The organism is Flagellimonas amoyensis, assembly GCF_003058265.1.
Classification (GTDB): domain Bacteria; phylum Bacteroidota; class Bacteroidia; order Flavobacteriales; family Flavobacteriaceae; genus Flagellimonas; species Flagellimonas amoyensis.
Map to the genome: position 1 here is coordinate 76,941 of NZ_QBUK01000003.1, position 23,830 is coordinate 100,770.

A 23,830-nucleotide genomic window follows, 5' to 3' on the forward strand; every position below is an offset into this window, starting at 1 on the left:
GTCAACCTTATGTTCATGAACAACTCTAGTTCTACTCCACAAAATCTAAACTCCATGGGCATATCGGACACAAATTGGTCCAATCAAACCTTTCAATCAACAATTTCCAGCAATCTATCAGCGAGTGAAGTTGGAACATCGGGAAGTTATATTTATATCGAGTTTGTAACTTCTGGAGACATTGAAACCAAGAGCTGTAATAGTCCCATTATCAAAACTATTATTCCAACTTTCACCTTGTCCCCCAATAGTGTTAGTCTGCCTTGCGGCAATACAAGTTCAAGGACCTTTACCGTGACTTCCTCCAATGTCCCAAGTGGTTCAACGGTCACCTATAACTGGAGCCATACCGGATGGACGCAGGTCAGCTCCACAACCAATTCAAAGACCTTACAGCCGAGTTCTGGGACCGTATTGCCCTCTACTGTAACAGTAACCCCTTATATAAATGGTGTTGCCCAATCCTCGCGTTCCTCTACGGTGTCCCGCGCCACCTTCTCCTCCACATTAACCATTTCGGGACCAAACAATATGTGTAATTCGGCCAGTTATTCCGTAAACACCTCTGGGACCAATTTACAGGTAATCGGTTGGAATGTATCCAATTCCAGTATTGCCAGCATTTCAGGAAGTAGCAATTCAGCCACATTGACCGCAACTGGCAATGGAGTAATCAACATTACGGCAACCTTACAAAATCCCTGTGGACAGACCACCACCATTTCAAAATCGGGTATTTCCATAGGTACTGGGGCCCCTGTGGCAACAGGGTTTGACGTTATTAGTCAAAACACCCATTACACCCCTAATGGAAATTATGGCACCGGATTCATCATTTGTCCCATAGAATATTTATCCATTACACCAAAACCATATAGGGCCGATGTCCTTGAGCACCAATGGACAGTGACGGGAAATTATAGTGGAACCTATAATTCCAGTTCCCCAATACTTTCGATTGCCTCAACTTCCCTAGTTGGTGCAACTTTCCAAATTAAATACCGTGCACGCAGCGCCTGCGGTTGGGGTCCTTGGACAACTGGAAATTTCACCAACATGGATTGTGACGGCGGTGAAGAGCCATGGTTTGTATATCCAAACCCTTCATCTGAAACACTTACCATTGAAAAATCCGCAAACCAATATAGTAAAGGCAAAAAAGGAAAAGCTGATAGTTTGTCGGTTACCACCTACAGTCTTTATGATTTCAATGGTAGCTTGGTCAAGGAAGGTTCATTTAATGATAAAACAACACTGGATGTTTCCAAACTTAAAAAAGGAAGGTATGTGCTTAAAGCAAAGGGAAGCGATAACCGGGAAACCATTAAACATATTATCATAAATTAAATGATGTGAAATAGGCAACAGATAGAATCCAACTTCTGCCTAACAACATTTTAAAGATTGTAAACGGCCTTTGGTTCAAATCCTCGGGTCGTTTTTCTTTTAAATCAAGGAGCTTTACTTTCCCTTCATCATAAAACGGTTGGAACTCGTTAAAACCACAAAGGAATCACTCTATTGTGCTTTACAGTTACCCGTAATCCTCATAGCGCCTAATCCTTCACAACACCAACCATAAGAGTAGGTAGACTAACATTAGCAATCCGAATATTCCTTGTAAATACCCGATTTTTAGGACAGTTTTTCCATTAACCCAAAAAAATTGTCAAACTGATTTTTTGAATAGATAGATGGATTAATAATTTATCTGGTTTATCCGTTTTTAGTGAAAAATTCCTTGATTTTACTGAGCTGAACTCTTTTTCCATGAAAAATGGACATATTTGAATTAGCTATAGAATATGTCTCGAAAAGTAATGATTATTACGTATTTAAACCCCTAAAAAAGTATCAACATATTTCAATCATGGTTTCACAGTAGGCTTTTCCAATGTGAAGAGAGCATCAGAAATTGATGGGGAATAACGATACCAAAGGTTCATTGGTCAATTGAAAAGTAATATAGGTCAATTCAAAAGCAGCATCCATCAATTCATGACAAATGGTATTGGTGTTAAATGTATTTTTATCGAATGGCTCTGATGAAAAATACGCATGTTACACTCGGTTTTATTGCCGTATATGCTTTGGGAACTGTTGGTCTGTTTGCACAGTATGTGGAACATCCAAAATTTGGGAGCAGGTTTTATCCTACAGAGGTTTATGCACTGACCAAATCTATATGGGCTGATATGGATGAAGATTCATTAATGCTTTTGGATTATCATGCCACATCTCCAATTTACTTATTGAAGGAAAATGATACGCTTATTCCAGTTTTGAATCAGTATGCGATTGATGTGCAAGATTCCAGTCTAGAAGTTTGGGTAAACGATTCGCCAAATATTCCAGGACTCAAAAGAGTCATATTGGTCGAAGATTACTATACTTTTTGCTGCCTGTCAATAAGGTTGAATTACATAATTGAAACCACCGAGGGTCGTTTTGTTCACTTGCCTGAATTAAAGGTCGAAAATTGTGGGGAAGAATTTAATTTTTGGCAGTATAGGTTTCCCAACGAGCTATATGGTCTCCAAAATAAGATTGTACTCGGCTATTTAAACCTTACACAGGCATATGAAGTTATATCATTTGAAAAAGAAGAAGTATTTTTATGGGATGGTGAAAAATTAATCCCGGAACAATGAAAAAATACACACTCCTACTTCTTATCCCACTTCTCTTTGCCTGTAACTCCAAGCAAGAAGTGGACATGATCGTTCACAATGCCAACATCTACACGGTGGACGAGGAATTTTCCAAAGCAAGTGCCGTGGCCATCAAGGATGGGAAATTTTTGGAAGTGGGAGAAGACGAAGACCTTCAGAAAAAATACAAGGCCAAGGAATTGTTGGATGCCAAAGGAAAGACAATGGTTCCCGGACTTATTGATGCCCATTGCCATTTTTATGGACTTGGATTGAACCAGCAAGTAGTGGATTTGGTGGGCACTTCAAGCTTTGATGAAATCGTGGACAAGGTGGCTGCTTTCCAAAAAGAACGCCCCTCAAGTTTTATACGCGGAAGGGGTTGGGACCAAAATGATTGGGACGAAAAGGAATTTCCGACCAAAGACAAACTGGATGAACTGTTCCCGGATATTCCAGTTGTTTTGGAGCGGATTGATGGCCATGCCTATCTGGTGAACCAAAAAGCACTGAACCTGGCGGGAATAACTGATGAGACCCAAGTGGACGGTGGCGAAATTGTAAAGAAAGATGGTGCGATCACAGGGGTTCTGGTGGACAATCCCATGGGACTGGTGGATGCCGTTGTGCCACAACCCATCAAAGAACAACAGATCCAGGCCCTGAAAGATGCCGAACGGATAAGTTTGGGTTATGGCCTCACTACGGTCAATGACGCAGGTTTGGGAAGATGGACCATTGAGCTGATTGACAGCCTACAGCAAGCTGGGGAGCTGTCCATAAGAATCTATGCAATGGTTTCCAATACTCCGGACAACCTAGATCATTTTTTGGAAAAAGGAATCATCAAAACGGACCAATTGAATGTCCGATCCATAAAAGTTTACGGGGATGGAGCCCTGGGATCTAGGGGAGCGGCCCTAAAAGCTCCTTATTCCGATCAGCCAGGACACTTCGGGGCCATGGTCACCCCAGTAGCGGAAATCGGTGCCCTTGCCGAACGCATAGCAGCCTCCGATTACCAAATGAACACCCACGCCATAGGGGATTCTGCCAATGTGGTCGTGCTCAGGGCCTATCAAAAGGTGTTGCAGGACAAGGAGGACCGACGTTGGAAGGTGGAGCATGCCCAGGTGGTATCGCTACAGGATTTCGATTATTTTGAAGACGGGATCATTCCTTCCGTGCAGCCGACGCATGCCATCAGCGATATGTATTGGGCGGGGGACAGGTTGGGTCCTGAGCGGATCAAGGGAGCCTATGCCTACAAAACGTTATTGGAGAAAGCTGGGATTGTGGCTTTGGGAACTGATTTTCCCGTGGAGCAGGTAAGCCCATTCCTCACATTTTATGCGGCTGTGGCCCGGCAAGACCAAGAACAGTATCCCGAAGGAGGGTTTCAGATGAAGGATGCCCTTACGCGGGAAGAGACCTTGAGGGGAATGACCCTCTGGGCAGCCTATTCCAACTTTGAGGAAAATGAAAAAGGGAGCATTGAGCCGGGTAAGTTTGCGGATTTTGTGATCCTGAGCGACGATATCATGACCGTTCCGGTCGAAAGTATTCCCAATATAAGCGCGGAGCAGGTTTTCTTGGGAGGTGTTCGGGTAAAATAAAAAAGCGGGGATTTCCCCGCTTTTGATATCATAATCAGTGTTGGATTAGAAGCTGATCGGAAGTGAAACCCGTGTAGTGCTCCATCCCATGACCATTTTTCCATCATCTTCAAAAGCAATGGAAAAAGCCTCAAGCTCCTCTTCATCAGTGCTGGCCGTGGCAGGAATCCTGGCTACGTCACCTTCACTGTCATAGGAGTAGGCGCCCCATTGGTTCAGGTTACTGTTCAGGATCACGGTCCATTCATTGTCCCCGGGAATGGTGAACAGGGCATAGGTGCCGGCCTTGATGGCTTTTCCGCCTACAGTGGCATCTTTGTAGAAAGTCACTTCAGTGGCCTCATTGGCACCGGTCCTCCAAACTTTACCCTCAGGAGCTAGGTCTTCCAAGCTGCGGCCTTTCAACTGTGGGCGGCTGTAAATGACGCGAACAGATTTATCGGCCTCCTTGTAACTGGCAGGAAAAGATGCAATGTCCAAAGGACTTTTATCCAGACCGCTGAACTTTTGGGCCGTGGCCTCAGTGGAAAATACTAGGGCAAAGGCAAAGAATGTCAATAAAAATAGATTTTTCATGATTGTGATTTTAGTTGTTTTCAAAACTAGAATTAATTCAATGTGTTTCTATAAAAAAGACGTTAAAATTGAAGAACCTTACAGAATGCCTCAGATTGATGTATTCTTTTACTAAAAAAGTATCAATAGTATATGTTTTTACATTTTAAACAAATAAAATGTAATTGAATATTGTTTTATTGTTTTATTTCAAAACTTGAATGTTCATTTTTGTATCAAAATTGTTATAAACTATATTTATATGTGTGGAATTGTTTGCGCATTTGATGTGAAGGAAAGCACGGAAGTGTTGAGGCCCCAATTATTGGAAATGTCCAAAAAAGTGAGACATAGAGGGCCGGATTGGAGTGGGATCTATTCGGATGACAAGGCCATTTTGGCCCATGAAAGGTTGGCGATCGTGGATCCGGCCTCTGGGAAGCAGCCTTTGTTGAGTGCCGATGGAAAACTTGTGCTGGCTGCCAATGGCGAAATCTATAACCATCAAGAACTGAGAAAACAGTTTGAAGGGAAATACGAGTTCAAGACCCAATCCGATTGTGAGGTCATATTGGCCCTTTACCGAGAAAAGGGTGTGGATTTTATTGATGAAATGAACGGAATCTTTGGTTTTGCCATATACGATAGCGAAAAAGATGAGTATTTCATCGCCCGTGACCATATGGGGATCATTCCATTGTACATCGGTTGGGACAAGAACGGCACCTTTTACGTGGCTTCCGAATTGAAGGCCTTGGAAGGTACCTGTTCCAAGATCCAGCTTTTTCCTCCCGGACACTATTTGCACAGTTCGGATGGGGAGTTCAAAAGATGGTACCAACGGGATTGGATGGAATACGATACCGTCAAGGAGAACGAGACCAGTATAGAAGAGATCAAAGTGGCCTTGGAGGCCGCTGTGCACCGTCAGTTGATGTCCGATGTGCCTTATGGGGTATTGCTCTCCGGAGGTTTGGACTCTTCCGTGACCTCGGCCATTGCCAAAAGATATTCCCAAAAAAGGATAGAATCCGGTGATACCGCCGATGCGTGGTGGCCCCAATTGCATTCCTTTTCAGTGGGATTGGAAGGTTCGCCAGATTTGGCCGCTGCCCAAAAAGTGGCTGCACATATTGGGACCATCCATCACGAGATAAAGTTCACCATCCAGGAAGGGTTGGATGCCATAAAAGATGTCATCTATAACCTGGAGACCTATGATATTACCACCATCAGGGCGAGCACGCCCATGTATTTGATGGCAAGGGTCATCAAGTCCATGGGGATCAAAATGGTGTTGTCCGGAGAGGGTGCCGATGAGTTGTTCGGAGGCTACCTGTATTTCCACAAAGCACCAAGTCCAAAGGACTTTCATGAAGAAACCGTGCGCAAGTTGGACAAACTCCACATGTACGATTGTCTCAGGGCCAACAAATCATTGGCGGCATGGGGAATAGAGGGCAGGGTCCCATTTTTGGACAAGGAGTTTATGGATGTGGCGATGCGCATCAACCCAAAGGACAAGATGATCAACGGGGAGCGCATGGAAAAATGGGTGGTCCGAAAAGCTTTTGAATCCTACCTTCCCGAAAGTGTGGCTTGGAGGCAAAAGGAGCAGTTTTCCGATGGAGTGGGGTATAGCTGGATAGACACCCTAAAATCGATGGTGCAGGAAGAGGTGACCGATGAGCAATTGCAGAACGCCCACTTCAAGTTCCCGATACAGACACCTACAACCAAGGAGGAGTATTATTACCGTTCCATCTTTGAAGGGCATTTCCCTTCGGATGCAGCTGCGCTGAGCGTTCCGCAAGAACCTTCTGTGGCCTGTAGCACCCGGATAGCCCTGGAGTGGGACGAAGCCTTCAAAAACATGAACGACCCATCAGGAAGGGCCGTTGCCAAAGTGCATGCCGATGCTTACGTAAAATAAACCGACCGGTAATAACCAACCAACGATATGGAGCAGGAAATGTAGTTTTGTTTCATTTTCAATTAGTCAGAAAAGCCCCTTCGACGAGGGGCTTTTCGTTGGTGGTTGGTGTATGACCCTGGACATTTCCAGAGGCCTCCGTTTTCCACAGATTTTGTTGATAACTTAGGGGGTTCGTTGTCGCCCTATGGCCCAATTCCAGTGGCTATTCCTTATATTTGTAAGATTTGAAAATTTCAAGGCAAATACTAAGAATATATGAGCGAAGAAGCGAACAAGAAACAATACTCAGAGGATAGTATCCAGGCCCTCGAGGGCATGGAGCACGTGCGTATGAGACCTTCCATGTATATTGGTGATGTAGGGGTCAGGGGGTTGCACCATTTGGTATATGAAGTCGTGGATAACTCCATCGATGAGGCCATGGCCGGATATTGCGATTCAATAGATGTGATCATCAATGAGGACAACTCCATTACCGTTAAGGACAACGGTAGGGGTATACCTGTGGGACTTCACAAAAAGGAAGGGGTTTCTGCCTTGGAAGTGGTCATGACCAAGATCGGTGCCGGTGGTAAATTCGATAAGGACTCGTACAAGGTTTCCGGAGGTCTTCACGGTGTGGGGGTTTCTTGTGTGAACGCACTGTCCAACCATTTAAGGGCTACCGTCTATAGGGAAGGAAAAGTTTGGGAGCAGGAATACGAAAAAGGAAAGGCCCTGTATCCCGTCAAAAGTATTGGTGACAGTAATGAAACGGGTACCGTGGTGACCTTTATTCCAGATGATACCATTTTTACCCAGACCACGGAATATAGCTATGATACCCTTGCCAACCGTATGCGGGAGTTGTCCTATTTGAACAAGGGCATCACCATTACGCTTACCGATAAAAGAAATAAAGACGAAAAAGGGGAGTATATCCATGAAACCTTTCATTCCAAGGAAGGATTGAAGGAATTCATCAAGTTCTTGGATGGAAACCGGGAAGCACTTACCCAAAGCGTCATCTCCATGGAAGGGGAGAAGAACGGCATACCAGTGGAAGTGGCCATGGTCTACAATACAGGCTATACGGAAAACCTCCATTCCTATGTGAACAATATCAATACACACGAAGGAGGTACGCACCTTTCAGGATTTAGGAGGGGGTTGACCACCACCTTGAAAAAATATGCCGACAATTCCGGTATGTTGGACAAACTAAAGTTTGAAATTTCAGGGGACGATTTCCGTGAGGGGCTTACCGCCATTGTTTCCGTTAAGGTTGCAGAACCCCAGTTTGAAGGTCAGACCAAAACAAAATTGGGTAACCGAGAGGTGACCAGTGCCGTGAGCCAGGCCGTTTCCGAAATGCTGACGGACTATTTGGAAGAACATCCCGAGGATGCCAAACAGATCGTGGAAAAAGTAAAATTGGCCGCACAGGCCAGACATGCTGCTGCCAAGGCCCGTGAAATGGTTCAGCGTAAAAACCCAATGAGTGTTGGTGGCCTACCTGGTAAACTTTCCGATTGTTCCGAGCAGGACCCTACCAAATGCGAAGTGTTCCTCGTTGAGGGAGATTCGGCAGGTGGTACCGCCAAGCAAGGACGGGACCGAAATTTTCAGGCCATTCTGCCGCTTAGGGGTAAAATCCTGAATGTGGAAAAGGCCATGCAGCACAAGGTATTCGAAAACGAAGAGATCAAGAACATCTATACCGCATTGGGAGTTACCATCGGTACAGAAGAGGACAGCAAAGCACTGAACTTGGATAAGCTGCGTTACCACAAAGTGGTCATCATGTGTGATGCCGACGTGGATGGTAGCCACATTGAAACCTTGATCCTTACCTTCTTCTTCCGGTACATGCGGGAATTGATAGAGGCAGGGCACGTTTACATTGCCACGCCACCATTATATTTGGTGAAGAAAGGATCCAAGAAACGCTATGCCTGGAACGATAAGGAACGTGATGAGATAGTGGCCTCCATGAACGGTGGAGCTGGTATCCAACGGTACAAAGGTCTTGGGGAAATGAACGCGGAACAATTGTGGGACACCACCATGAACCCGGAGTTCAGGACCCTTAGGCAGGTCAGTATAGACAACGCCACCGAGTCGGACCGCATCTTCTCCATGTTGATGGGGGATGAGGTGCCACCAAGGAGGGAATTCATCGAAAAAAATGCCGTCTATGCCAACATAGATGCATAGATAACGGTTGTTTCACAACAAAAACTCGCCTCAAAAAGGCGAGTTTTTTAGTTTTAGGAAAAATTTTACAAAAATGAGAAAAATCATACTGCTCGCAGCCCTGTTGGGGGCAACCTTCGGCAAGGCCCAAGATTTGAACGACATTTTCGTTTCCGGGGTCAACGATGCGGAACGTTTTGCCAACGCTTATTTGGCACCTGTTTCCGAAGCGGCCATCTACACGATCTCCACAGGATGGTACAACAGTGCGGATTCCAAACCCTTGGGTGGTTTTGAGATATCCATCGTGGGAAACATGACGGGGTTCAAGAACAAGGATGACAAAAAAGCCTTTCTGCTTGATCCTTCGGAATATGAAAACCTGGATTTTGTGCAAAACCCAGGGGAAGCGCGTTTGGTTTCCACGGCTCTTGGCGACATTGAGGGGGTCGAAGTCTTTGTTGAGGATGAAACTACCCTCTTTAGCAGCACCTTTGAACTCCCTTCGGGATTGGCTTCTGAAAACATCAATTTTGTCCCATCGGGGTATCTTCAGGGAAGTGTGGGGCTTATCAAGGGATTGGAAGTGAAGGCCCGTTTCTTGCCCAAGATGAAATTTGACGACGATAATGTCAAATTGGGATTGTTCGGTGCCGGTGTCCAATACGATTTCACCAAGTTGCTTCCGGCCGATAAACTATTGCCTGTGGCCATTTCGGCGGTCATAGGGTATACCAATCTCAATGGCGAGTATGATTTCACGGATTCTGACATCATTGCGGGCAGCGACCAGCGTATCGATGCATCGTTCAAGACCTGGAACTTCAGTGCCGTGGTTTCCACCCGAAATATTCCCGTGATCAACTTTTATGGAGGTCTGGGCTATATCACGGGGAAATCGGATATCGATGTTTTGGGCACCTATCAGGCCAACGGCCCGTTCTTTTCCGAGACCGTGGTGGACCCTTTTTCCGTTTCCCAAAAGGCCAGTGGGGTCAATGCCAATCTGGGCACCAAACTGAAACTGGGATTCTTTAGGATCAATGCGGAATATAACATTGCCGAGTTCAGCACCTTTACCTTCGGTCTGAACTTTGGATTCAGATAGTGCCACCAACCGACCAACCAAAATAAAGTGGGCCCCGACATTTGTCGAGGCCCACTATTTTCATATATGTTGGTCTTCAGGTTCACTCCCTAGTGGCGAAGACCGCGCCGTTCCCTAGGGTCAAAATTTCAGGATCTTGGGCTTTCATCAAGCTGACCGTGACATCGGTCACCTGCGGATCGCCATATATAATGGTGTAGGTCCCGTTTTCAACGGACCATTTAAAATCGGTATAAAAAACTAGTTTTGAATTGGAGTAGCTCTGGTATCTGCCCAGATAAACATCGTTGAAGATCCATTCTTCACGGGTCGTTTCGGTACCCTTGTTTTCTATGGTGGAAGATTCAATTTTTGCCCAGACGCCTAGAATGGGGTCGTTGTTCTCTGGAATGCGGCTACAGTTGCTTACGGCAATTATGCCTATGATGGACAACAATGAAAAGAGCTTTTTCATAGGTCAGTAGGTTAAATTAAGTTTGGGACTTAGAGAACGCTCTTTTGTAGGAAACTATTGCGCCTCTTACTTCAAAAAAAGAAGAAAAAAGGATTTCTTCGATGAATGGTTCGTTTCCTTAACATTTATGGGGTCGATTATTTGGGGACATTTGCAAAATCGATACATTAAAACTAGTGTAAGTCAGCTTTTTTCTAAGTGAAATGCCTTATTTTTGAGCGTTAAAATTTAAACTTATACAAATGAAAGTTACCGTAGTTGGAGCAGGCGCAGTAGGAGCTAGCTGTGCAGAATACATAGCAATGAAAAATTTTGCCTCGGAAGTGGTCGTGTTGGATATCAAGGAAGGATATGCTGAAGGAAAGGCGATGGATTTGATGCAGACCGCCTCCCTAATGGGCTTTGATACCAAAATCACCGGAAGCACCAACGATTATAGTAAAACGGCCAATAGTGACGTGGCAGTGATCACCTCTGGGATTCCCCGCAAGCCAGGAATGACCCGTGAGGAACTTATCGGCATCAATGCAGGTATTGTAAAGACCGTGGCCACAAACCTTTTGGAGCATTCGCCCAATACCACTATCATCGTGGTGAGCAACCCTATGGACACCATGACCTATTTAGTACACAAGGCCACTGGCCTGCCAAAGAACAAGATCATTGGTATGGGAGGTGCTTTGGACAGTGCCCGTTTCAAATACAGATTGGCAGAGGCCCTTGGTGCCCCTATCTCCGATGTTGACGGTATGGTGATCGGTGGCCACAGCGATGTGGGCATGGTTCCCCTTATTGGCCATGCAACCAGGAACAGTGTGAAAGTCTCCGAGTTCCTTTCCGAAGAAACAATGGAATGGGTAGTGGAAGAGACCAAGGTAGGTGGTGCCACCTTGACCAAGCTTTTGGGCACCAGTGCATGGTATGCACCCGGAGCAGCAGTTTCGTCAATGGTACAGGCCATTGCCTGCGACCAAAAGAAAATGTTCCCATGTTCCACTATGCTGGATGGGGAATATGGTCTTTCAGACATCTGTATCGGTGTGCCTGTGATCTTGGGCAAAGATGGTATCGAGCAGATTGTTGAGATCGAACTTTCCGATGCCGAAAAGGCCAAAATGCAGGAAAGTGCCGAAGGAGTTAAAAAGACCAACGGATTACTTCAAGTATAATCCATAAAAACTTGACCAAAAGATTGTCATTTCGGGTTTGAACGCCGGTAAATCCCAAACGAATGTTTTGGGGAGGACCGTATCGGATTCGGAATGACAATTTTGTTTTGACCAACCAATGCTGAGGCGTATTTGCAATTCAATCAATTTCTATTGTCAAATCTTATCGGAAATGATATATTTGCACGCTGTTTAAGAAAACATCTAAAAATTTAATAATCAATGCAAAATAAAGGACTTGTAAGGCTTTTCGCGATCCTTTTTGGCTTGGTGAGCATCTATCAGCTATCCTTTACCTTCATCACAAGTAAGTTGGAGAAGGACGCTGAAGCTCATGCAGTTAGCCAAATTTCGGAAGCTGAGGAAGATTATGTGGCAAAGCGCGAAGCTTTAGAGGCATCGTATCTGGACTCTATCAGTGACAACTCTGTTTTAGGTTTTACCAGCTATGAGGATGCCAAGAAAAAGGAGTTGAACAAAGGTCTTGACCTTAAGGGAGGTATCAACGTTACCCTACAGATTTCCGTAAAGGACATTTTGAAAGGTTTGGCGAACAATACCAAGAACCCCGTTTTCAACAAGGCGCTGGCCGATGCCGATGTGGCATCAACCAATAGTGACCAAACCTATTTGGAACTATTTTTTGATGCATTTGACAAGATCAAGGGCGAAACCAAATTGGCTTCCCCAGATATCTTTGCCAACAAAGGGCTTAGCGATGATGTCAATTTCCAAATGAGCGATGAAGAGGTAAAGCCCATCATCCGAAGGAAGATAGACGAGTCCATCGTTTCTGCATTTGAAGTACTCCGTGAGCGTATCGATGGTTTCGGTGTGACCCAGCCCAACATCCAAAGGGAAGGGAACTCCGGACGTATCTTGGTGGAGCTGCCAGGTGCTAGGGATATTGCCCGTGCACAGGAATTGCTTTCCAGTACCGCACAGTTGGAGTTTTGGGAAACCTATCCCCAAAGCAATCCAAGTTTGGGAACCTTCTTGGTGAGCGCCAACGAGCGATTGAAAGAAATCCTAAAACCTGAGCAGACCAAAGAGGAGGTGTCCAAGCCAGAATCTGAGATTGATTCCTTGCTTTCGGATGTTTCCCAAGATTCTTTGGAAACCGCCCCTCAGGCCAACCCAATTTTGGGTAAATTGATACCTGCCAACCCAGGTAGCCATGCCATAGCAAGAGCCATGGTTTCGGACACGGCCGAGATCGGGAAGTACCTGAGAATGCCAGAGATCAAGAGATTGCTGCCCAACGATATCCAATTCACCAAATTCCTTTGGGAAAGACCTGCCCAAGATGTGGAAGTGGTGGATCTATACGCACTTAAATCTAACAGGGACGGTGTGCCCAGGATCAGCGGTGACGTGGTTTCCGATGCACAGGATACCTTTGACCAGTTCAACAAGCCTGCGGTGAGCATGACCATGAACACCCGTGGTGCCAAGGAATGGGAAGCACTTACCGGAGATGCTTACAACAACCAGACCGGTATAGCCATTGTTTTGGACAATAAAGTATATACTGCCCCTGGTGTGTCTTCAGGACCTATTTCAGGCGGACGTTCCGAGATTACCGGAACTTTCACCGTAAACGAGACCAAGGATATTGCCAACGTATTGCGTGCAGGTAAATTGCCAGCTTCTGCGGACATCATCCAATCTGAGGTGGTAGGTCCATCTTTGGGTCAGGAAGCCATCGACAGTGGATTCATCTCCTTTATGATTGCCATGGCCTTTGTATTGCTATGGATGATCTTTTACTATGGCAAGGCAGGAGTTTTTGCTGATATCGCCCTTATATTCAACATCTTGCTCATTTTTGGGGTGTTGACCAGCTTGGGTGCTGTTTTGACCCTTCCAGGTATTGCGGGTATCGTGTTGACCATCGGTATGTCGGTGGATGCCAACGTACTTATCTTTGAAAGGATCAAGGAAGAATTGGCAAAAGGCAAGGGCAAGGCACAAGCGATTGCGGACGGTTTCGGAAACGCACTGTCCTCTATCTTGGATGCCAACATCACTACAGGACTTACGGCGATCATTCTTTTCATTTTCGGTTCAGGACCGATCAAAGGATTTGCCACTACCTTGCTGATAGGTATCGTTACGTCATTGTTCACGGCCATATTCGTGACCCGATTGATGATCGATGCATATTCTGCGAAAAAAGGCAGACGCTTGGATTTCACCACAGGAATCACGAAGAACCTGTTCACCAATATGAACATCGATTTCTTGGCTAAGCGCAAGTTCGCTTATATCCTATCTGGTATCTTGGTGGTTGTCTCCGTGTTCTCGCTATTGACCTCTGGTCTTCAGCAAGGAGTTGACTTTATCGGAGGCCGTTCTTATCAGATTCGTTTTGAAAAAGCAGTGAACCCTTCGGAAATCGCTTCTGAACTCAATACAGTATTTGGTAGCGGAACCAACGTAAAAACGTTTGGGGATGCCAATCAGATAAAGGTGACCACTCCTTACAAAGTAGATGAGGAAGGTGTGGAAGTGGATACCGAAATCCAGACCAAACTCTACACTACATTACAAAAATACCTTCCAGATGGTACTTCTTTCGAAGACTTTACCATAGGGGCTTCGGAAAAATCGATAGGTATCCTACAATCAGTTAAAGTAGGGCCTACCATTGCCGATGATATTAAAAAGAATGCCTTCTTGGCCATTTTGGGATCCTTGGCGGTCGTGTTCCTTTACATCCTATTGAGATTCAGGAAATGGCAATTCTCCTTGGGTGCCGTTGTTGCGGTTTTCCATGACGTGATGATTGTATTGGGCATATTCTCCCTTACTGGTAAGATAATGCCTTTCAATATGGAGATCGATCAAGCCTTTATAGCGGCCATCTTGACGGTGATTGGATATTCCTTGAACGATACCGTGGTCGTGTTCGACCGTATCCGTGAAATAACAGGAATCAAAGGTTTCAGAGGCGGAGAGAACATCAACGATGCCTTGAACAGCACATTGAGCCGTACCTTGAACACCTCATTGACCACCTTGATCGTATTGTTGGCCATCTTCATCTTTGGTGGGGAAAGCTTGCGAGGGTTTATGTTCGCCATGATCATTGGTGTGGTAGTGGGTACCTATTCTTCGGTATTCATCGCAACGCCGATCATGTTCGATACCCTCAAGAAAAAAATTGCAGCCGCCACAGCTGCATAGTTTAAGTTTTTAGATGAATAGCAAAAAGGGCCGCTCTTTAGAGCGGCCCTTTTTTGTGCTTGTATTGTTTTTCTATGGAGTCCCAACACTGCCTATGGATCCCGTTTCCCTAACATTCAGGATGTAATTGAATTGGGGATACAGGCCGGGCTCTTTTCTGTGGGATACAAAAACAATGGCTGTATCGCTTTCTGATGCAATTTTGTTCACCAAGTCAACGAACAAGGCTGCGCCAGAATCGTCCAGGCCGGCCGTGGGTTCGTCCAAAATAAGTAGGGGCGGGTGTTTGATCATGGCCCTGGCCACCATCACCAACCTTTTCTCGCCAGTGGACAGGTCACGAAAATGTTCCTCTCTTTTGTGGTTTAGTCCCAAAAGCTTCAACCACTCATGGGCCAAACGCTTTTCGGTATCCGTTGGGATGACATAAAGACCTATGGAGTCGTGCAGACCGGAGATGATCATATGTTCCAGACTATGGTAGCCCCTGAACTTGTCCGTGACCGCAGGAGTGAAGTAGCCTATTTTCTTCTTTAGGTCCCAAACACTTTCCCCGCTTCCTTTCTTCTGTCCGAATAGCGTCAGGTCCTGCCCGTAGGCTTTATGGCTGTCCCCGGTGATCATGGAGAGCAAGGTGCTTTTCCCACTTCCATTGGGACCAATCAATTGCCAGAATTCCCCTCGGTTTATGGTCCAATCGATTTGGTCCAATACCTGTCGCCCGTCAAAACTGACCGAAACCTTTTCAAATTTGACCAATTCTGTACCAGTTGCTTCCAAAGGCAGGAGTGGAGGTGGTATGTTACCGCTGAAAGCGATGGATTGTCCTTGGTTTTCCTCCCAAAATGCCTCTGCTGTTTCGTAAGGATGCAATTGTTCTCCATCAAGTTTGAAAAAATCCGTGGTCACGGGCAAAATATCCTCCAGTCGGCTGACCAATTGCACCACGGTTTTGGTGGAGGCAATGGTACAGAGTTGTTCTTTAAGTTGCGCCTGGGTGGCCACGTCCAGATTGTCAAAAGGGTTCACCAAGACCAAAAAATCAGGTTCCTGCTGGAGCAAATAGCGCAACAAAGCCTTTTTCTGTTCCCCACTGCTCATGGTCTTCAGAAATTGTTGGGTTTCCCGGGTCAAGATCTTGATATCGTGACGCTCTTCTTCGTCCATATAACGATCGATCTCTGACCGTGAAAAAAGAAGTCCCTTCAAATCTTGCAGTTGCTGTAGTCCTGGAATCGATATATTGGCCAATAATCGGTCCACGATGCTGTGCGTTTGTGACGTGTTATTGGTAAGTATCGCGTAGCTTTTGGGTTGATGCATGTAATCTGGGAATAAAAATCCCAAAATTACGATTATCCTTGGTTTACCCTAAAAATATGGACGGGATTGTCCTTATAGGAGGTGGTTTTGTCCAAGAGCATCCCATTTTTCAAAGCTACTTTTTGGGAAGGTACATTGTCCACATGGATGATGGAGATCAAAGAGTCCGAAAACCCCTCTTGAAAGGCATAATGCTTGCATTTTTGTGCCGCCTCAAAGGCGTAGCCCTGTAGCCAGAACTTGGGCAGTATGGAATATCCGATTTCGAGTTCCTCCACACCGTCCACTTATTTGGATCAAAAGTCCGCAGATGCCCACCAATTGCCCTGAATTCTTTAAGGTAAGGGCATTCATGCCGCCCAGATCATTTGCATAGCGCTCAAATACCCGGTCAAATTGCGCTTTGCAGGCTTCCTCGGGAAGGGAGGGCAATCCTTCCCAATATTGTGTGGATCTGGGGTCGTGGTAGAACGGCAACCATGCCTCAAAGTCTGAGGGTTGTAAACTCCTGAACAGCAATCGCTCCGATGCCTCGTTTTCTAAAAGATATTTGGACATTACTTTCTTGTGAAGGCAATACTGTCCCCTACTTGTAGTCCCAATTTATCGGACAGTCCCGCATTTATCTCAAGGACATATTTGGCGGGTACGTTGGAGGGCAGGCTGCTCTCATCGTAGGGTTTGGCATTTTTTTGAAAGCTAACGATTTTCAGTCCTTCATCTATATAGATGATGTCCAAGGGAAACTCGGTGTTCTTCATGTAAAAAGAACGGGCGGAGACATTGGGGAAGATGAACAACATGCCTTGGCTCTCTTCCATGGATTGACGGTACATGAGCCCGGTCTGAGTTTCGTACTCAGATTCGGCGATCTCGATGTCAAAGCTTGTTTTAAGGGAATCCGTTTCGGTGGCAAGAATGGACAATTCACCTTCCTTGGTGAACGATACCGTCTCGGTTTTCAGGGCCTGCTTGGTCTCTGACTTGCAGGAGGCCATGAAAAGGATTAAAACAGATAAAATTAAGCCGATATGTTTCATGTCCTTAATCCCTGTAGAAGATTGGTGATGGTCTGTACATAAAATAGAACCCAATGGCAATCATGGGGAGGCTCAACCATTGTCCTGTGGAGAGAAGTCCCAGGGAACTCTCAAAACCTCCTTGGCTCTTTTTAAAGAACTCCACAAAAAATCGGACGGTGAACAAGAGCACCATGAACAATCCAAATATGTAACCTTGCTTCTCTTTTTTATCCGTTTTCCAATAGATCATCTGCAGAAAGAGAAAGACAAAAAAGTAGCAAATGGCCTCGTACAACTGTGCAGGATGGCGATAAGGTATGGTCTGTAGGATGCCCGCAAATTCAGGATTGTGCTCTATGGCCTTGTACGCGGCATTTTCTGTGGCCTCTTTGGTGATTGCCATCGCTTTGTAAGCTGGCATGTCATCAGAATCCCTGATAAAACGTGTGGCCAAGAAATAGGATTTGTGGACCACTTTTCCATTGATTTCCGAGTTGAAAAAATTACCCAGACGCACAAAACAGGCACCAATGGCCGAAGGGATCACCAAACGGTCCAGCATCCAGAGCATTCGGATATCATCCCATTTTCTGCAAAAGAGCCACACCCCGATGATAGCGGCGATGGTGGCCCCGTGGCTGGCCAGCCCGGTAAACCCGGTAAACTCATAGCCGTTTATGATGCCGAACAGCGAGCTGTTCGCACTTTCCCTGATGGGCAAAAGAATTTCCACCAAATGGTCTTTATAGTAGTCCCAGTCATAAAAAAAGACGTGCCCCAAGCGTGCGCCCAACATAATGGAAACCACCGTGTAGATGAACAGGGAATCCAGTTTTTCCATGGACTTTTTTTCGTTCTGGAATATTTTCTTCATGATGAACCAGCCCACCACAAAGGCTGCGATCCAAAGCAGGTTGTAGTATTTTATTTGAACGAAGCCCAGTTTGAAAAGGGTGCCTTCCGGGTTCCAATTGATTCCGAGGAAATACATCTAGTTAAATTTTGGACTAATATAACCACTTTGGGTGGTTGATGCCCATGTTTAAGTAATTTTTGGCTACAGATAACCTTTTTGGAACGATTTGGATACCTTCTTTGGGTTCCATGTCAGGGAACCGGATCGTATCCGCTCCCGCCCCATGGATTACAGCTTGCTATACGTTTCATGGAGAGCCACCCGCCTTTGAACAGACCGTGCTTTTTCAAGGCCTCCAAAGTGTATTGCGAACAGGTGGGGGAGTACCGGCATGTGGCCGGGAACATGGGAGAAATGAAATTCTGGTAAAATTTCACCAATAGAATGAAGGGTGCGATCAGGATGTGTTTCATTCGTTGTATTGAGGAACTGCAAGGTAAAAAAAAGCCCCGACAAAGTCGGGGCGTTCATCAAACTTCCTCGGATGCCGGATGTACGGGCACCAAATATTCCGCTTCCTCATCCGTGTACAATCGGGATTTTATCACAAAACGCAGTCCCAAAGGGATTTCCAAACTGAAGCTGGAGCCTCTCCCGGTCGTAATGTCCACGGTCAACTGGGTGTGTTTCCAGTATTCAAACTGATCTTTGCTGATGAAAAAATCGCATCCATGGATGTTGCCCAACCAAATATCGGTTTCGTTGAGCATCAGCTCACCCTTTGGAAAACACATGGGCGAGGAGCCATCGCAGCACCCTCCGCTTTGGTGGAACATCAATTCGCCGTGGCGTTCCCTGAGTTGATCGATGATTTTTTCGGCACGATCGGTAACAAGGACCCGTTTTATTGCCCTGGCCATTTTAGAAAAAGCCCAATTTGCTCTTGTCGTAGGAGATGAGCATGTTCTTGGTCTGGCGATAGTGGTTCAACATCATCTTGTGCGTTTCCCTACCGATACCCGACTTTTTGTAACCTCCGAAAGGGGCGTGTGCAGGATAGGCATGGTAACAGTTCACCCAGACCCTTCCGGCCTGTACCTGCCTCGAAATCTTATAGGCCTGGTGCATGTCGCGTGTCCAGACCCCGGCACCCAATCCATATAGGGTATCGTTGGCGATTTCCAGGGCTTCGGCTTCATCCTTAAAAGTGGTCACGCAAACTACCGGACCAAAAATCTCTTCTTGGAAAACCCTCATTTTGTTGTTTCCCTTCAAAATGGTGGGTTGGATGTAGTATCCACCTTCCAGTCCTTCATTGTAGGCGGCCTCGCCTCCGGTCAGTACTTCGCAGCCTTCTTCTTTCCCTATTTGGATGTAATTCAGGATTTTCTCGTACTGGTCGTTGGAAGCCTGTGCGCCCATCATGGTGTTCGGGTCCAGGGGGTGGCCCAATTTAATGGCCTTGGTGCGTTCCACCACCCGTTCCATGAACTTGTCAAAAATGTTTTCCTGTACCAGGATCCTGGAGGGGCAGGTGCAGACTTCTCCTTGGTTCAAGGCGAACATAACGGCACCTTCCAAGCATTTGTCGAAGAATTCATCATCGGCATCCATGATGCTCTCAAAGAAAATATTGGGGGATTTTCCGCCCAATTCCAAGGTCACTGGAATGATGTTCTTGGAGGCATATTGCATGATCAATTGGCCTGTGGTGGTCTCTCCGGTAAAGGCGATTTTGTTGATCCTGGGATTTGACGCCAAAGGCTTTCCTGCTTCTATTCCAAACCCGTTCACAATGTTCAGTACTCCAGCGGGAAGAATATCCTCGATAAGCTCCATCAACACCAAAATGCCCACAGGGGTCTGCTCGGCCGGTTTCAAGACCACACAGTTCCCGGCTGCAAGTGCAGGGGCTATTTTCCAAGCGGCCATCAATAGGGGGAAGTTCCATGGAATGATCTGGCCCACCACGCCAAGCGGTTCCAGAATGTTCATGGACACCGTGTTGGAATCCAATTCGCTCACCGAACCTTCCTCGGCCCTGATCACCCCGGCGAAATACCTAAAATGGTCCAAGGCCAAGGGCAGGTCGGCCGCACGGGTTTCCCTCAATGGTTTTCCGTTGTCCCAGGTTTCGGCACGGGCCAGTACCTCTAGGTTTTGTTCCATTCGGTCGGCAATCTTCAACAAGAGGTTGCTTCGGTAGGTGGCCGATGAATTGTTCCATTGTGGTGCGGCTGCCCATGCGGCATCCAAGGCTTTTTCAATGTCCTCTGCCGATGATCGGGCAATTTTTGTGAATGCATTTCCATCCACGGGGGAGATGTTGTCGAAATAATCGCCATTGGTTGGGGGTGTCCATTTCCCACCGATGTAATTTTCATACTGGTCCTTGAACTTGGGTTTTTCCAGAACGTTGCGCTCTGTTGTTTGTACATTGCTCATGATCGAAACTTTTAGTTGTTAACGTTTAATTTTATGTGCTGGACGATGGTCTGTCCAAGTGTCTGATTTTAAAAGTATTGATTTTGCGACCCAAGCATCTGACGTATTCTATTATTGTTGTGACCAATCCTCTTTGTTTTTATATATTTAACAATATTCAGTAGTATATTTTTTATATTTAATAAGTTTTTATATAATATTTTAAGGACTGATTATTGGTATGCAGCTTTCTGATAGATTTTATAAAGAGCGTAAGTTGGAGCATTTGGTGGAGAACCAGACTTCCTACACCTTGAACAATGCCGCCATGCATGTGTTCGAGACGCATCTTCAAGCGGAGCGGGTGATGTTGCAGTTCGATCAACCTGTGCTCGCATCCATGCTCATTGGAAAAAAGGTGATGCACTTGCGGGATAAAAAAGCCTTTGATTTTCTGCCGGGTGAATCTTTGATCTTGCCTTCCAATGAAGTCATGTGCATCGATTTTCCTGAAGCTGACCACGAGAACCCTACCCGTTGCTTGGCCATGGCCATTTCCGAAGAAAAGATCAATAAGGTCATCACATTGATGAACGAGGGGATGCCCAAGAACGATGGCTCGGAATGGGCCTTGATGGACTATAACTATCACTTTACGAACGATGCCAGCATCTATGGTATCATCCAACGGCTGCTATACCTGTTTACCGAGAACCATCCGTCCAAGGACTTTTTTGTGGACAATATGCTGCAAGAGCTCATCATACGTATTTTGCAGGGCAATGCCAGGGAAACCTACACGGAGAATGCTTCCAGATTAAGCACGAACAATCGCTTGGCCTATGCATTGGAGTATATTGCCGCACATCTGCATGAACCCATTTCTGTGGGCGATTTGAGCAAAAAGGCATGCATGAGCGAATCCCATTTCCATAAGACCTTTAAGGATGAATTGGGGGTGACGCCCATAGACTACATCAACAACGAACGTATAAAACTGGCCGTTCGCCTGCTACAGGATCCCCATAGAAAAATCAAAGAGATTTATCTGGAATGTGGTTTTGAGAACCGATCCTACTTTAATCGGCTCTTCAAACGGAAGATCAATACATCGCCTGGGGAGTATCAGTCCAAGTTTGTGGATTAGGCTTAGTTGATGCTGAACGAAGTGCCATCCTTGCCATCCTTGAGTTGAATGCCCAGAGCGGTGAGCTCGTCCCGTATCTTGTCCGAAGTGGCAAAATCCTTGTTGGCCCTGGCGTCGTTCCTGATTTGGATCAATAATTCCATCACCCCGTTCAGTGCATTGGAATCATCTTTGGCCAAAGCTTGGTTTTCTATACCCAAAACATCATACACAAAAGCGTTCAGGGTCATTTCCAGAAGTTCCTTGTCCTCGCCGCTGATAGTTTCTTGGTCATCCTTGATTAGATTGATGTGCTTGACGGCATCGAACAGGTGTGCAATCAGGATAGGGGTATTGAAGTCGTCGTTCATGGCATCGTAGCACTTTTGCTTCCACGTAGCCACATCAAAATCCGATGTTGTGCCAGTTTTAAGGTCTTTAAGGCCTGTCATGGCTTCCATTAGGCGATGATAGCCTTTTTCGGATGCCAAAAGGGCGTCGTCACTAAGGTCCAGAATGCTGGTATAGTGGGCCTGCATCATAAAAAAGCGTACAACGGCAGGGGAATATACCTTGCTCAAAATGTTGTTGTCCCCACTGAAAATTTCCGAGGGGTAGATGTTGTTCCCGGTGGATTTGGACATTTTCTTCCCATTGAGGGTCAGCATATTGGCATGCATCCAATATTTTACCGGTGATTTTCCGGTACTGGCCTCCGCTTGTGCAATTTCGCACTCGTGATGGGGGAATTTCAGGTCCATTCCGCCTCCGTGGATGTCAAAGATCTCTCCTAAATACTTGGTGCTCATGGCCGTACACTCCAGGTGCCAGCCAGGGAAACCATCTCCCCAAGGTGAGGGCCAACGCATGATGTGTTGGGGTTCTGCCTTTTTCCATAGGGCAAAATCCTGCGGATTTTTTTTCTCGTCCTGAGCGGTCAGTTCGCGGGTATTGGCGATCATGTCCTCAAGTTTCCTCCCGCTGAGCTTGCCATATTCGTGGGCCTCGTTGAACTTGACCACATCAAAATAAACGGAACCGTTCACTTCATAGGCCAATCCTTTCTTCAGGATATCCTTGATGATCTCGATCTGTTCAATGATGTGCCCCGTTGCCGTAGGTTCAATACTGGGTGGCAACAGGTTGAATTTTTGCAGGGTATTATGGAAATCCACGGTATAGCGTTGCACCACTTCCATGGGTTCTATCTGTTCCAATTTTGCCTTTTTGGCAATTTTGTCCTCGCCTTCGTCCGCATCGTTTTCCAAATGCCCGGCATCGGTGATGTTACGGACATAGCGCACTTTAAAGCCCAAATGCTTGAAATACCTAAAGATCATATCGAAGGACATGAAGGTGCGGCAGTTTCCAAGATGTACATTGCTATAGACCGTGGGGCCGCAGACATACATGCCTATATGGCCTTCATTTATGGGTTGAAAAAGCTCTTTTTTTCCTGAAAGTGAATTGTGTACTCTAAGGTTTTGGTCCTTGTAAAGCTGCATGGAAAAAACGTAGGGTTAAAACTCGGTATCTAGGTTGATGTAATCCAAAAACTCCCTTCTCACGGCCTCATCCTTGAACTTGCCGCCATATTCTGCAGTGACCGTGCTGCTTTCGATATCGCGAATACCCCTTGAGTTTACACAAAGGTGTTTGGCATCGATGACGCAGGCCACATCCTCAGTGCCCAAAACTTTCTGCATTTCCTTTACGATCTGGATGTTCAATCGTTCCTGGACCTGTGGTCTCTTGGCATAATAATCCACGATACGGTTCATTTTGGAAAGACCGACCACGGTGCCGTTGGAGATATAGGCAATGTGCGCGCGGCCCACAATGGGCAGCAAGTGGTGCTCGCAGGTGGAATAGACCACAATGTTCTTCTCCACCAACATTTCACCATATTTATATTTATTGTCAAAGGTGGAAGATGTAGGTCTTCTGTCTGGGTGGAGCCCACCAAAGATTTCCTTCACATACATCTTGGCCACTCTTTTTGGGGTGCCCTTTAGGCTGTCATCATCCAGATCCAGACCAAGGGTCAACATGATTTCCCTGACATTTTTCTGGATACGTTCTATTTTTTCCTCATCGCTCAGCACAAAGGCATCCTTTCGCATAGGGGTATCCGAGGATGATCCAACGTGATCGTTCCCCCTTTCTTCATATTGTTCTTCCAAAGCCTGCTCTAGTTTCATCTGATCATCTTTAACAGAACAAACA

At 46.0% G+C, this 23,830-nt stretch carries 21 protein-coding genes; 9 read left to right on the top strand and 12 right to left on the bottom strand.

The genetic code is table 11. The features are described from left to right. The first annotated feature begins 237 nt into the window (after positions 1-237). From DB398_RS04990 to DB398_RS05000, 3 genes are all read left to right on the top strand, one after another. On the top strand, positions 238-1,347 hold the full coding sequence (locus DB398_RS04990; RefSeq protein ID WP_159076318.1) for a T9SS type A sorting domain-containing protein: 1,110 nt from the start codon (positions 238-240) through the stop codon (positions 1,345-1,347). Between the two features lie 698 nt (positions 1,348-2,045). Further along, entirely contained in the window at positions 2,046-2,651 is a 606-nt protein-coding gene (locus DB398_RS04995; RefSeq protein ID WP_159076319.1) for a hypothetical protein, read from the top strand. Next, entirely contained in the window at positions 2,648-4,267 is a 1,620-nt protein-coding gene (locus tag DB398_RS05000; RefSeq protein ID WP_108423313.1) for an amidohydrolase, read from the top strand. Before DB398_RS04995 ends, DB398_RS05000 begins: the two co-directional genes overlap by 4 nt. 45 nt (positions 4,268-4,312) lie before the next feature. On the opposite strand, the gene DB398_RS05005 is transcribed toward DB398_RS05000, so the two are convergent. Then, positions 4,313-4,843 carry a DUF2911 domain-containing protein gene (locus tag DB398_RS05005; protein ID WP_108423314.1) on the bottom strand — a complete coding sequence of 177 codons (531 nt, stop codon included), beginning with the start codon at positions 4,841-4,843 and terminating at the stop codon, positions 4,313-4,315. Between the two features lie 241 nt (positions 4,844-5,084). On the opposite strand from DB398_RS05005, the gene asnB reads away from it, so the two are divergent. The 3 genes from asnB to DB398_RS05020 all read left to right on the top strand — a co-directional run bounded on the left by asnB (position 5,085) and on the right by DB398_RS05020 (position 10,041). Further along, positions 5,085-6,755: an asparagine synthase B gene (gene asnB / locus DB398_RS05010; RefSeq protein ID WP_108423315.1), complete on the top strand. Its 1,671-nt coding sequence runs from the start codon at positions 5,085-5,087 to the stop codon at positions 6,753-6,755. Between the two features lie 258 nt (positions 6,756-7,013). Next, the gene (gyrB, locus tag DB398_RS05015; protein ID WP_108423316.1) at positions 7,014-8,954 is read left to right on the top strand and encodes a DNA topoisomerase (ATP-hydrolyzing) subunit B; all 1,941 of its coding nucleotides are present in this window, start codon (positions 7,014-7,016) and stop codon (positions 8,952-8,954) included. Positions 8,955-9,027: 73 nt separating this feature from the next. Beyond that, positions 9,028-10,041 carry a DUF6588 family protein gene (locus tag DB398_RS05020; RefSeq protein ID WP_108423317.1) on the top strand — a complete coding sequence of 338 codons (1,014 nt, stop codon included), beginning with the start codon at positions 9,028-9,030 and terminating at the stop codon, positions 10,039-10,041. A gap of 82 nt (positions 10,042-10,123) precedes the next feature. Here the strand turns inward: DB398_RS05020 and DB398_RS05025 are convergent, their stop codons facing one another. Next, on the bottom strand, positions 10,124-10,495 hold the full coding sequence (locus DB398_RS05025) for a hypothetical protein (RefSeq protein ID WP_108423318.1): 372 nt from the start codon (positions 10,493-10,495) through the stop codon (positions 10,124-10,126). A gap of 242 nt (positions 10,496-10,737) precedes the next feature. On the opposite strand from DB398_RS05025, the gene mdh reads away from it, so the two are divergent. Beyond that, positions 10,738-11,664, top strand: a complete 927-nt coding sequence (mdh, locus tag DB398_RS05030) for a malate dehydrogenase (protein ID WP_108423319.1) — start codon at positions 10,738-10,740, stop codon at positions 11,662-11,664. Positions 11,665-11,886: 222 nt separating this feature from the next. Beyond that, the gene (secDF, locus tag DB398_RS05035; RefSeq protein WP_108423320.1) at positions 11,887-14,853 is read left to right on the top strand and encodes a protein translocase subunit SecDF; all 2,967 of its coding nucleotides are present in this window, start codon (positions 11,887-11,889) and stop codon (positions 14,851-14,853) included. Positions 14,854-14,925: 72 nt separating this feature from the next. On the opposite strand, the gene DB398_RS05040 is transcribed toward secDF, so the two are convergent. The 8 genes from DB398_RS05040 to exaC form a co-directional block, all read right to left on the bottom strand. Then, the gene (locus DB398_RS05040) at positions 14,926-16,116 is read right to left on the bottom strand and encodes an ATP-binding cassette domain-containing protein (RefSeq protein ID WP_234416073.1); all 1,191 of its coding nucleotides are present in this window, start codon (positions 16,114-16,116) and stop codon (positions 14,926-14,928) included. A 92-nt stretch (positions 16,117-16,208) separates the two neighbouring features. Further along, on the bottom strand, positions 16,209-16,454 hold the full coding sequence (locus DB398_RS18650; protein ID WP_313777781.1) for a GNAT family N-acetyltransferase: 246 nt from the start codon (positions 16,452-16,454) through the stop codon (positions 16,209-16,211). After that, positions 16,390-16,734 (bottom strand): GNAT family N-acetyltransferase, encoded by a 345-nt coding sequence (locus tag DB398_RS05045; protein WP_313777782.1) that lies wholly within the window; start codon positions 16,732-16,734, stop codon positions 16,390-16,392. Before DB398_RS05045 ends, DB398_RS18650 begins: the two co-directional genes overlap by 65 nt. Next, positions 16,734-17,174 (bottom strand): DUF192 domain-containing protein, encoded by a 441-nt coding sequence (locus DB398_RS05050; protein WP_234416075.1) that lies wholly within the window; start codon positions 17,172-17,174, stop codon positions 16,734-16,736. Before DB398_RS05050 ends, DB398_RS05045 begins: the two co-directional genes overlap by 1 nt. A gap of 46 nt (positions 17,175-17,220) precedes the next feature. Continuing rightward, positions 17,221-18,189: a prolipoprotein diacylglyceryl transferase gene (lgt, locus tag DB398_RS05055; RefSeq protein ID WP_108423323.1), complete on the bottom strand. Its 969-nt coding sequence runs from the start codon at positions 18,187-18,189 to the stop codon at positions 17,221-17,223. Between the two features lie 116 nt (positions 18,190-18,305). Then, positions 18,306-18,527: a membrane protein insertion efficiency factor YidD gene (gene yidD / locus DB398_RS05060; RefSeq protein ID WP_072877091.1), complete on the bottom strand. Its 222-nt coding sequence runs from the start codon at positions 18,525-18,527 to the stop codon at positions 18,306-18,308. A 57-nt stretch (positions 18,528-18,584) separates the two neighbouring features. After that, positions 18,585-18,974, bottom strand: a complete 390-nt coding sequence (locus tag DB398_RS05065; protein ID WP_108423324.1) for a DUF779 domain-containing protein — start codon at positions 18,972-18,974, stop codon at positions 18,585-18,587. A gap of 1 nt (position 18,975) precedes the next feature. After that, complete coding sequence (gene exaC, locus DB398_RS05070) at positions 18,976-20,499, bottom strand: acetaldehyde dehydrogenase ExaC (RefSeq protein WP_108423325.1); 1,524 nt, start codon at positions 20,497-20,499, stop codon at positions 18,976-18,978. 220 nt (positions 20,500-20,719) lie between these two features. Here exaC and DB398_RS05075 point away from each other — a divergent pair, with 220 nt between their 5' ends. After that, positions 20,720-21,625: an AraC family transcriptional regulator gene (locus DB398_RS05075; protein ID WP_108423326.1), complete on the top strand. Its 906-nt coding sequence runs from the start codon at positions 20,720-20,722 to the stop codon at positions 21,623-21,625. Between the two features lie 2 nt (positions 21,626-21,627). Here DB398_RS05075 and cysS read toward each other — a convergent pair whose 3' ends face one another. Both cysS and folE read right to left on the bottom strand, forming a co-directional pair. After that, a complete protein-coding gene (gene cysS, locus DB398_RS05080) occupies positions 21,628-23,109 on the bottom strand; it encodes a cysteine--tRNA ligase (RefSeq protein ID WP_108423327.1) in 1,482 nt (493 codons plus the stop codon). A 15-nt stretch (positions 23,110-23,124) separates the two neighbouring features. Next, a complete protein-coding gene (gene folE, locus DB398_RS05085; RefSeq protein WP_072877101.1) occupies positions 23,125-23,805 on the bottom strand; it encodes a GTP cyclohydrolase I FolE in 681 nt (226 codons plus the stop codon). Between the last annotated feature and the right edge of the window lie 25 nt (positions 23,806-23,830).

Coding starts and splice junctions, on each gene's coding strand:
- exaC (WP_108423325.1), bottom strand. CDS start 20,499: ATGAGCAATGTACAAACAACAGAGCGCAACGTTCTGGAAAAACCCAAG.
- DB398_RS05045 (WP_313777782.1), bottom strand. CDS start 16,734: ATGTCCAAATATCTTTTAGAAAACGAGGCATCGGAGCGATTGCTGTTC.
- DB398_RS05000 (WP_108423313.1), top strand. CDS start 2,648: ATGAAAAAATACACACTCCTACTTCTTATCCCACTTCTCTTTGCCTGT.
- DB398_RS05065 (WP_108423324.1), bottom strand. CDS start 18,974: ATGGCCAGGGCAATAAAACGGGTCCTTGTTACCGATCGTGCCGAAAAA.
- gyrB (WP_108423316.1), top strand. CDS start 7,014: ATGAGCGAAGAAGCGAACAAGAAACAATACTCAGAGGATAGTATCCAG.
- DB398_RS05025 (WP_108423318.1), bottom strand. CDS start 10,495: ATGAAAAAGCTCTTTTCATTGTTGTCCATCATAGGCATAATTGCCGTA.
- DB398_RS04995 (WP_159076319.1), top strand. CDS start 2,046: ATGAAAAATACGCATGTTACACTCGGTTTTATTGCCGTATATGCTTTG.
- folE (WP_072877101.1), bottom strand. CDS start 23,805: ATGAAACTAGAGCAGGCTTTGGAAGAACAATATGAAGAAAGGGGGAAC.
- lgt (WP_108423323.1), bottom strand. CDS start 18,189: ATGTATTTCCTCGGAATCAATTGGAACCCGGAAGGCACCCTTTTCAAA.
- yidD (WP_072877091.1), bottom strand. CDS start 18,527: ATGAAACACATCCTGATCGCACCCTTCATTCTATTGGTGAAATTTTAC.
- mdh (WP_108423319.1), top strand. CDS start 10,738: ATGAAAGTTACCGTAGTTGGAGCAGGCGCAGTAGGAGCTAGCTGTGCA.
- DB398_RS05050 (WP_234416075.1), bottom strand. CDS start 17,174: ATGGCCTCCTGCAAGTCAGAGACCAAGCAGGCCCTGAAAACCGAGACG.
- DB398_RS05020 (WP_108423317.1), top strand. CDS start 9,028: ATGAGAAAAATCATACTGCTCGCAGCCCTGTTGGGGGCAACCTTCGGC.
- secDF (WP_108423320.1), top strand. CDS start 11,887: ATGCAAAATAAAGGACTTGTAAGGCTTTTCGCGATCCTTTTTGGCTTG.
- cysS (WP_108423327.1), bottom strand. CDS start 23,109: ATGCAGCTTTACAAGGACCAAAACCTTAGAGTACACAATTCACTTTCA.
- asnB (WP_108423315.1), top strand. CDS start 5,085: ATGTGTGGAATTGTTTGCGCATTTGATGTGAAGGAAAGCACGGAAGTG.
- DB398_RS05005 (WP_108423314.1), bottom strand. CDS start 4,843: ATGAAAAATCTATTTTTATTGACATTCTTTGCCTTTGCCCTAGTATTT.
- DB398_RS05075 (WP_108423326.1), top strand. CDS start 20,720: ATGCAGCTTTCTGATAGATTTTATAAAGAGCGTAAGTTGGAGCATTTG.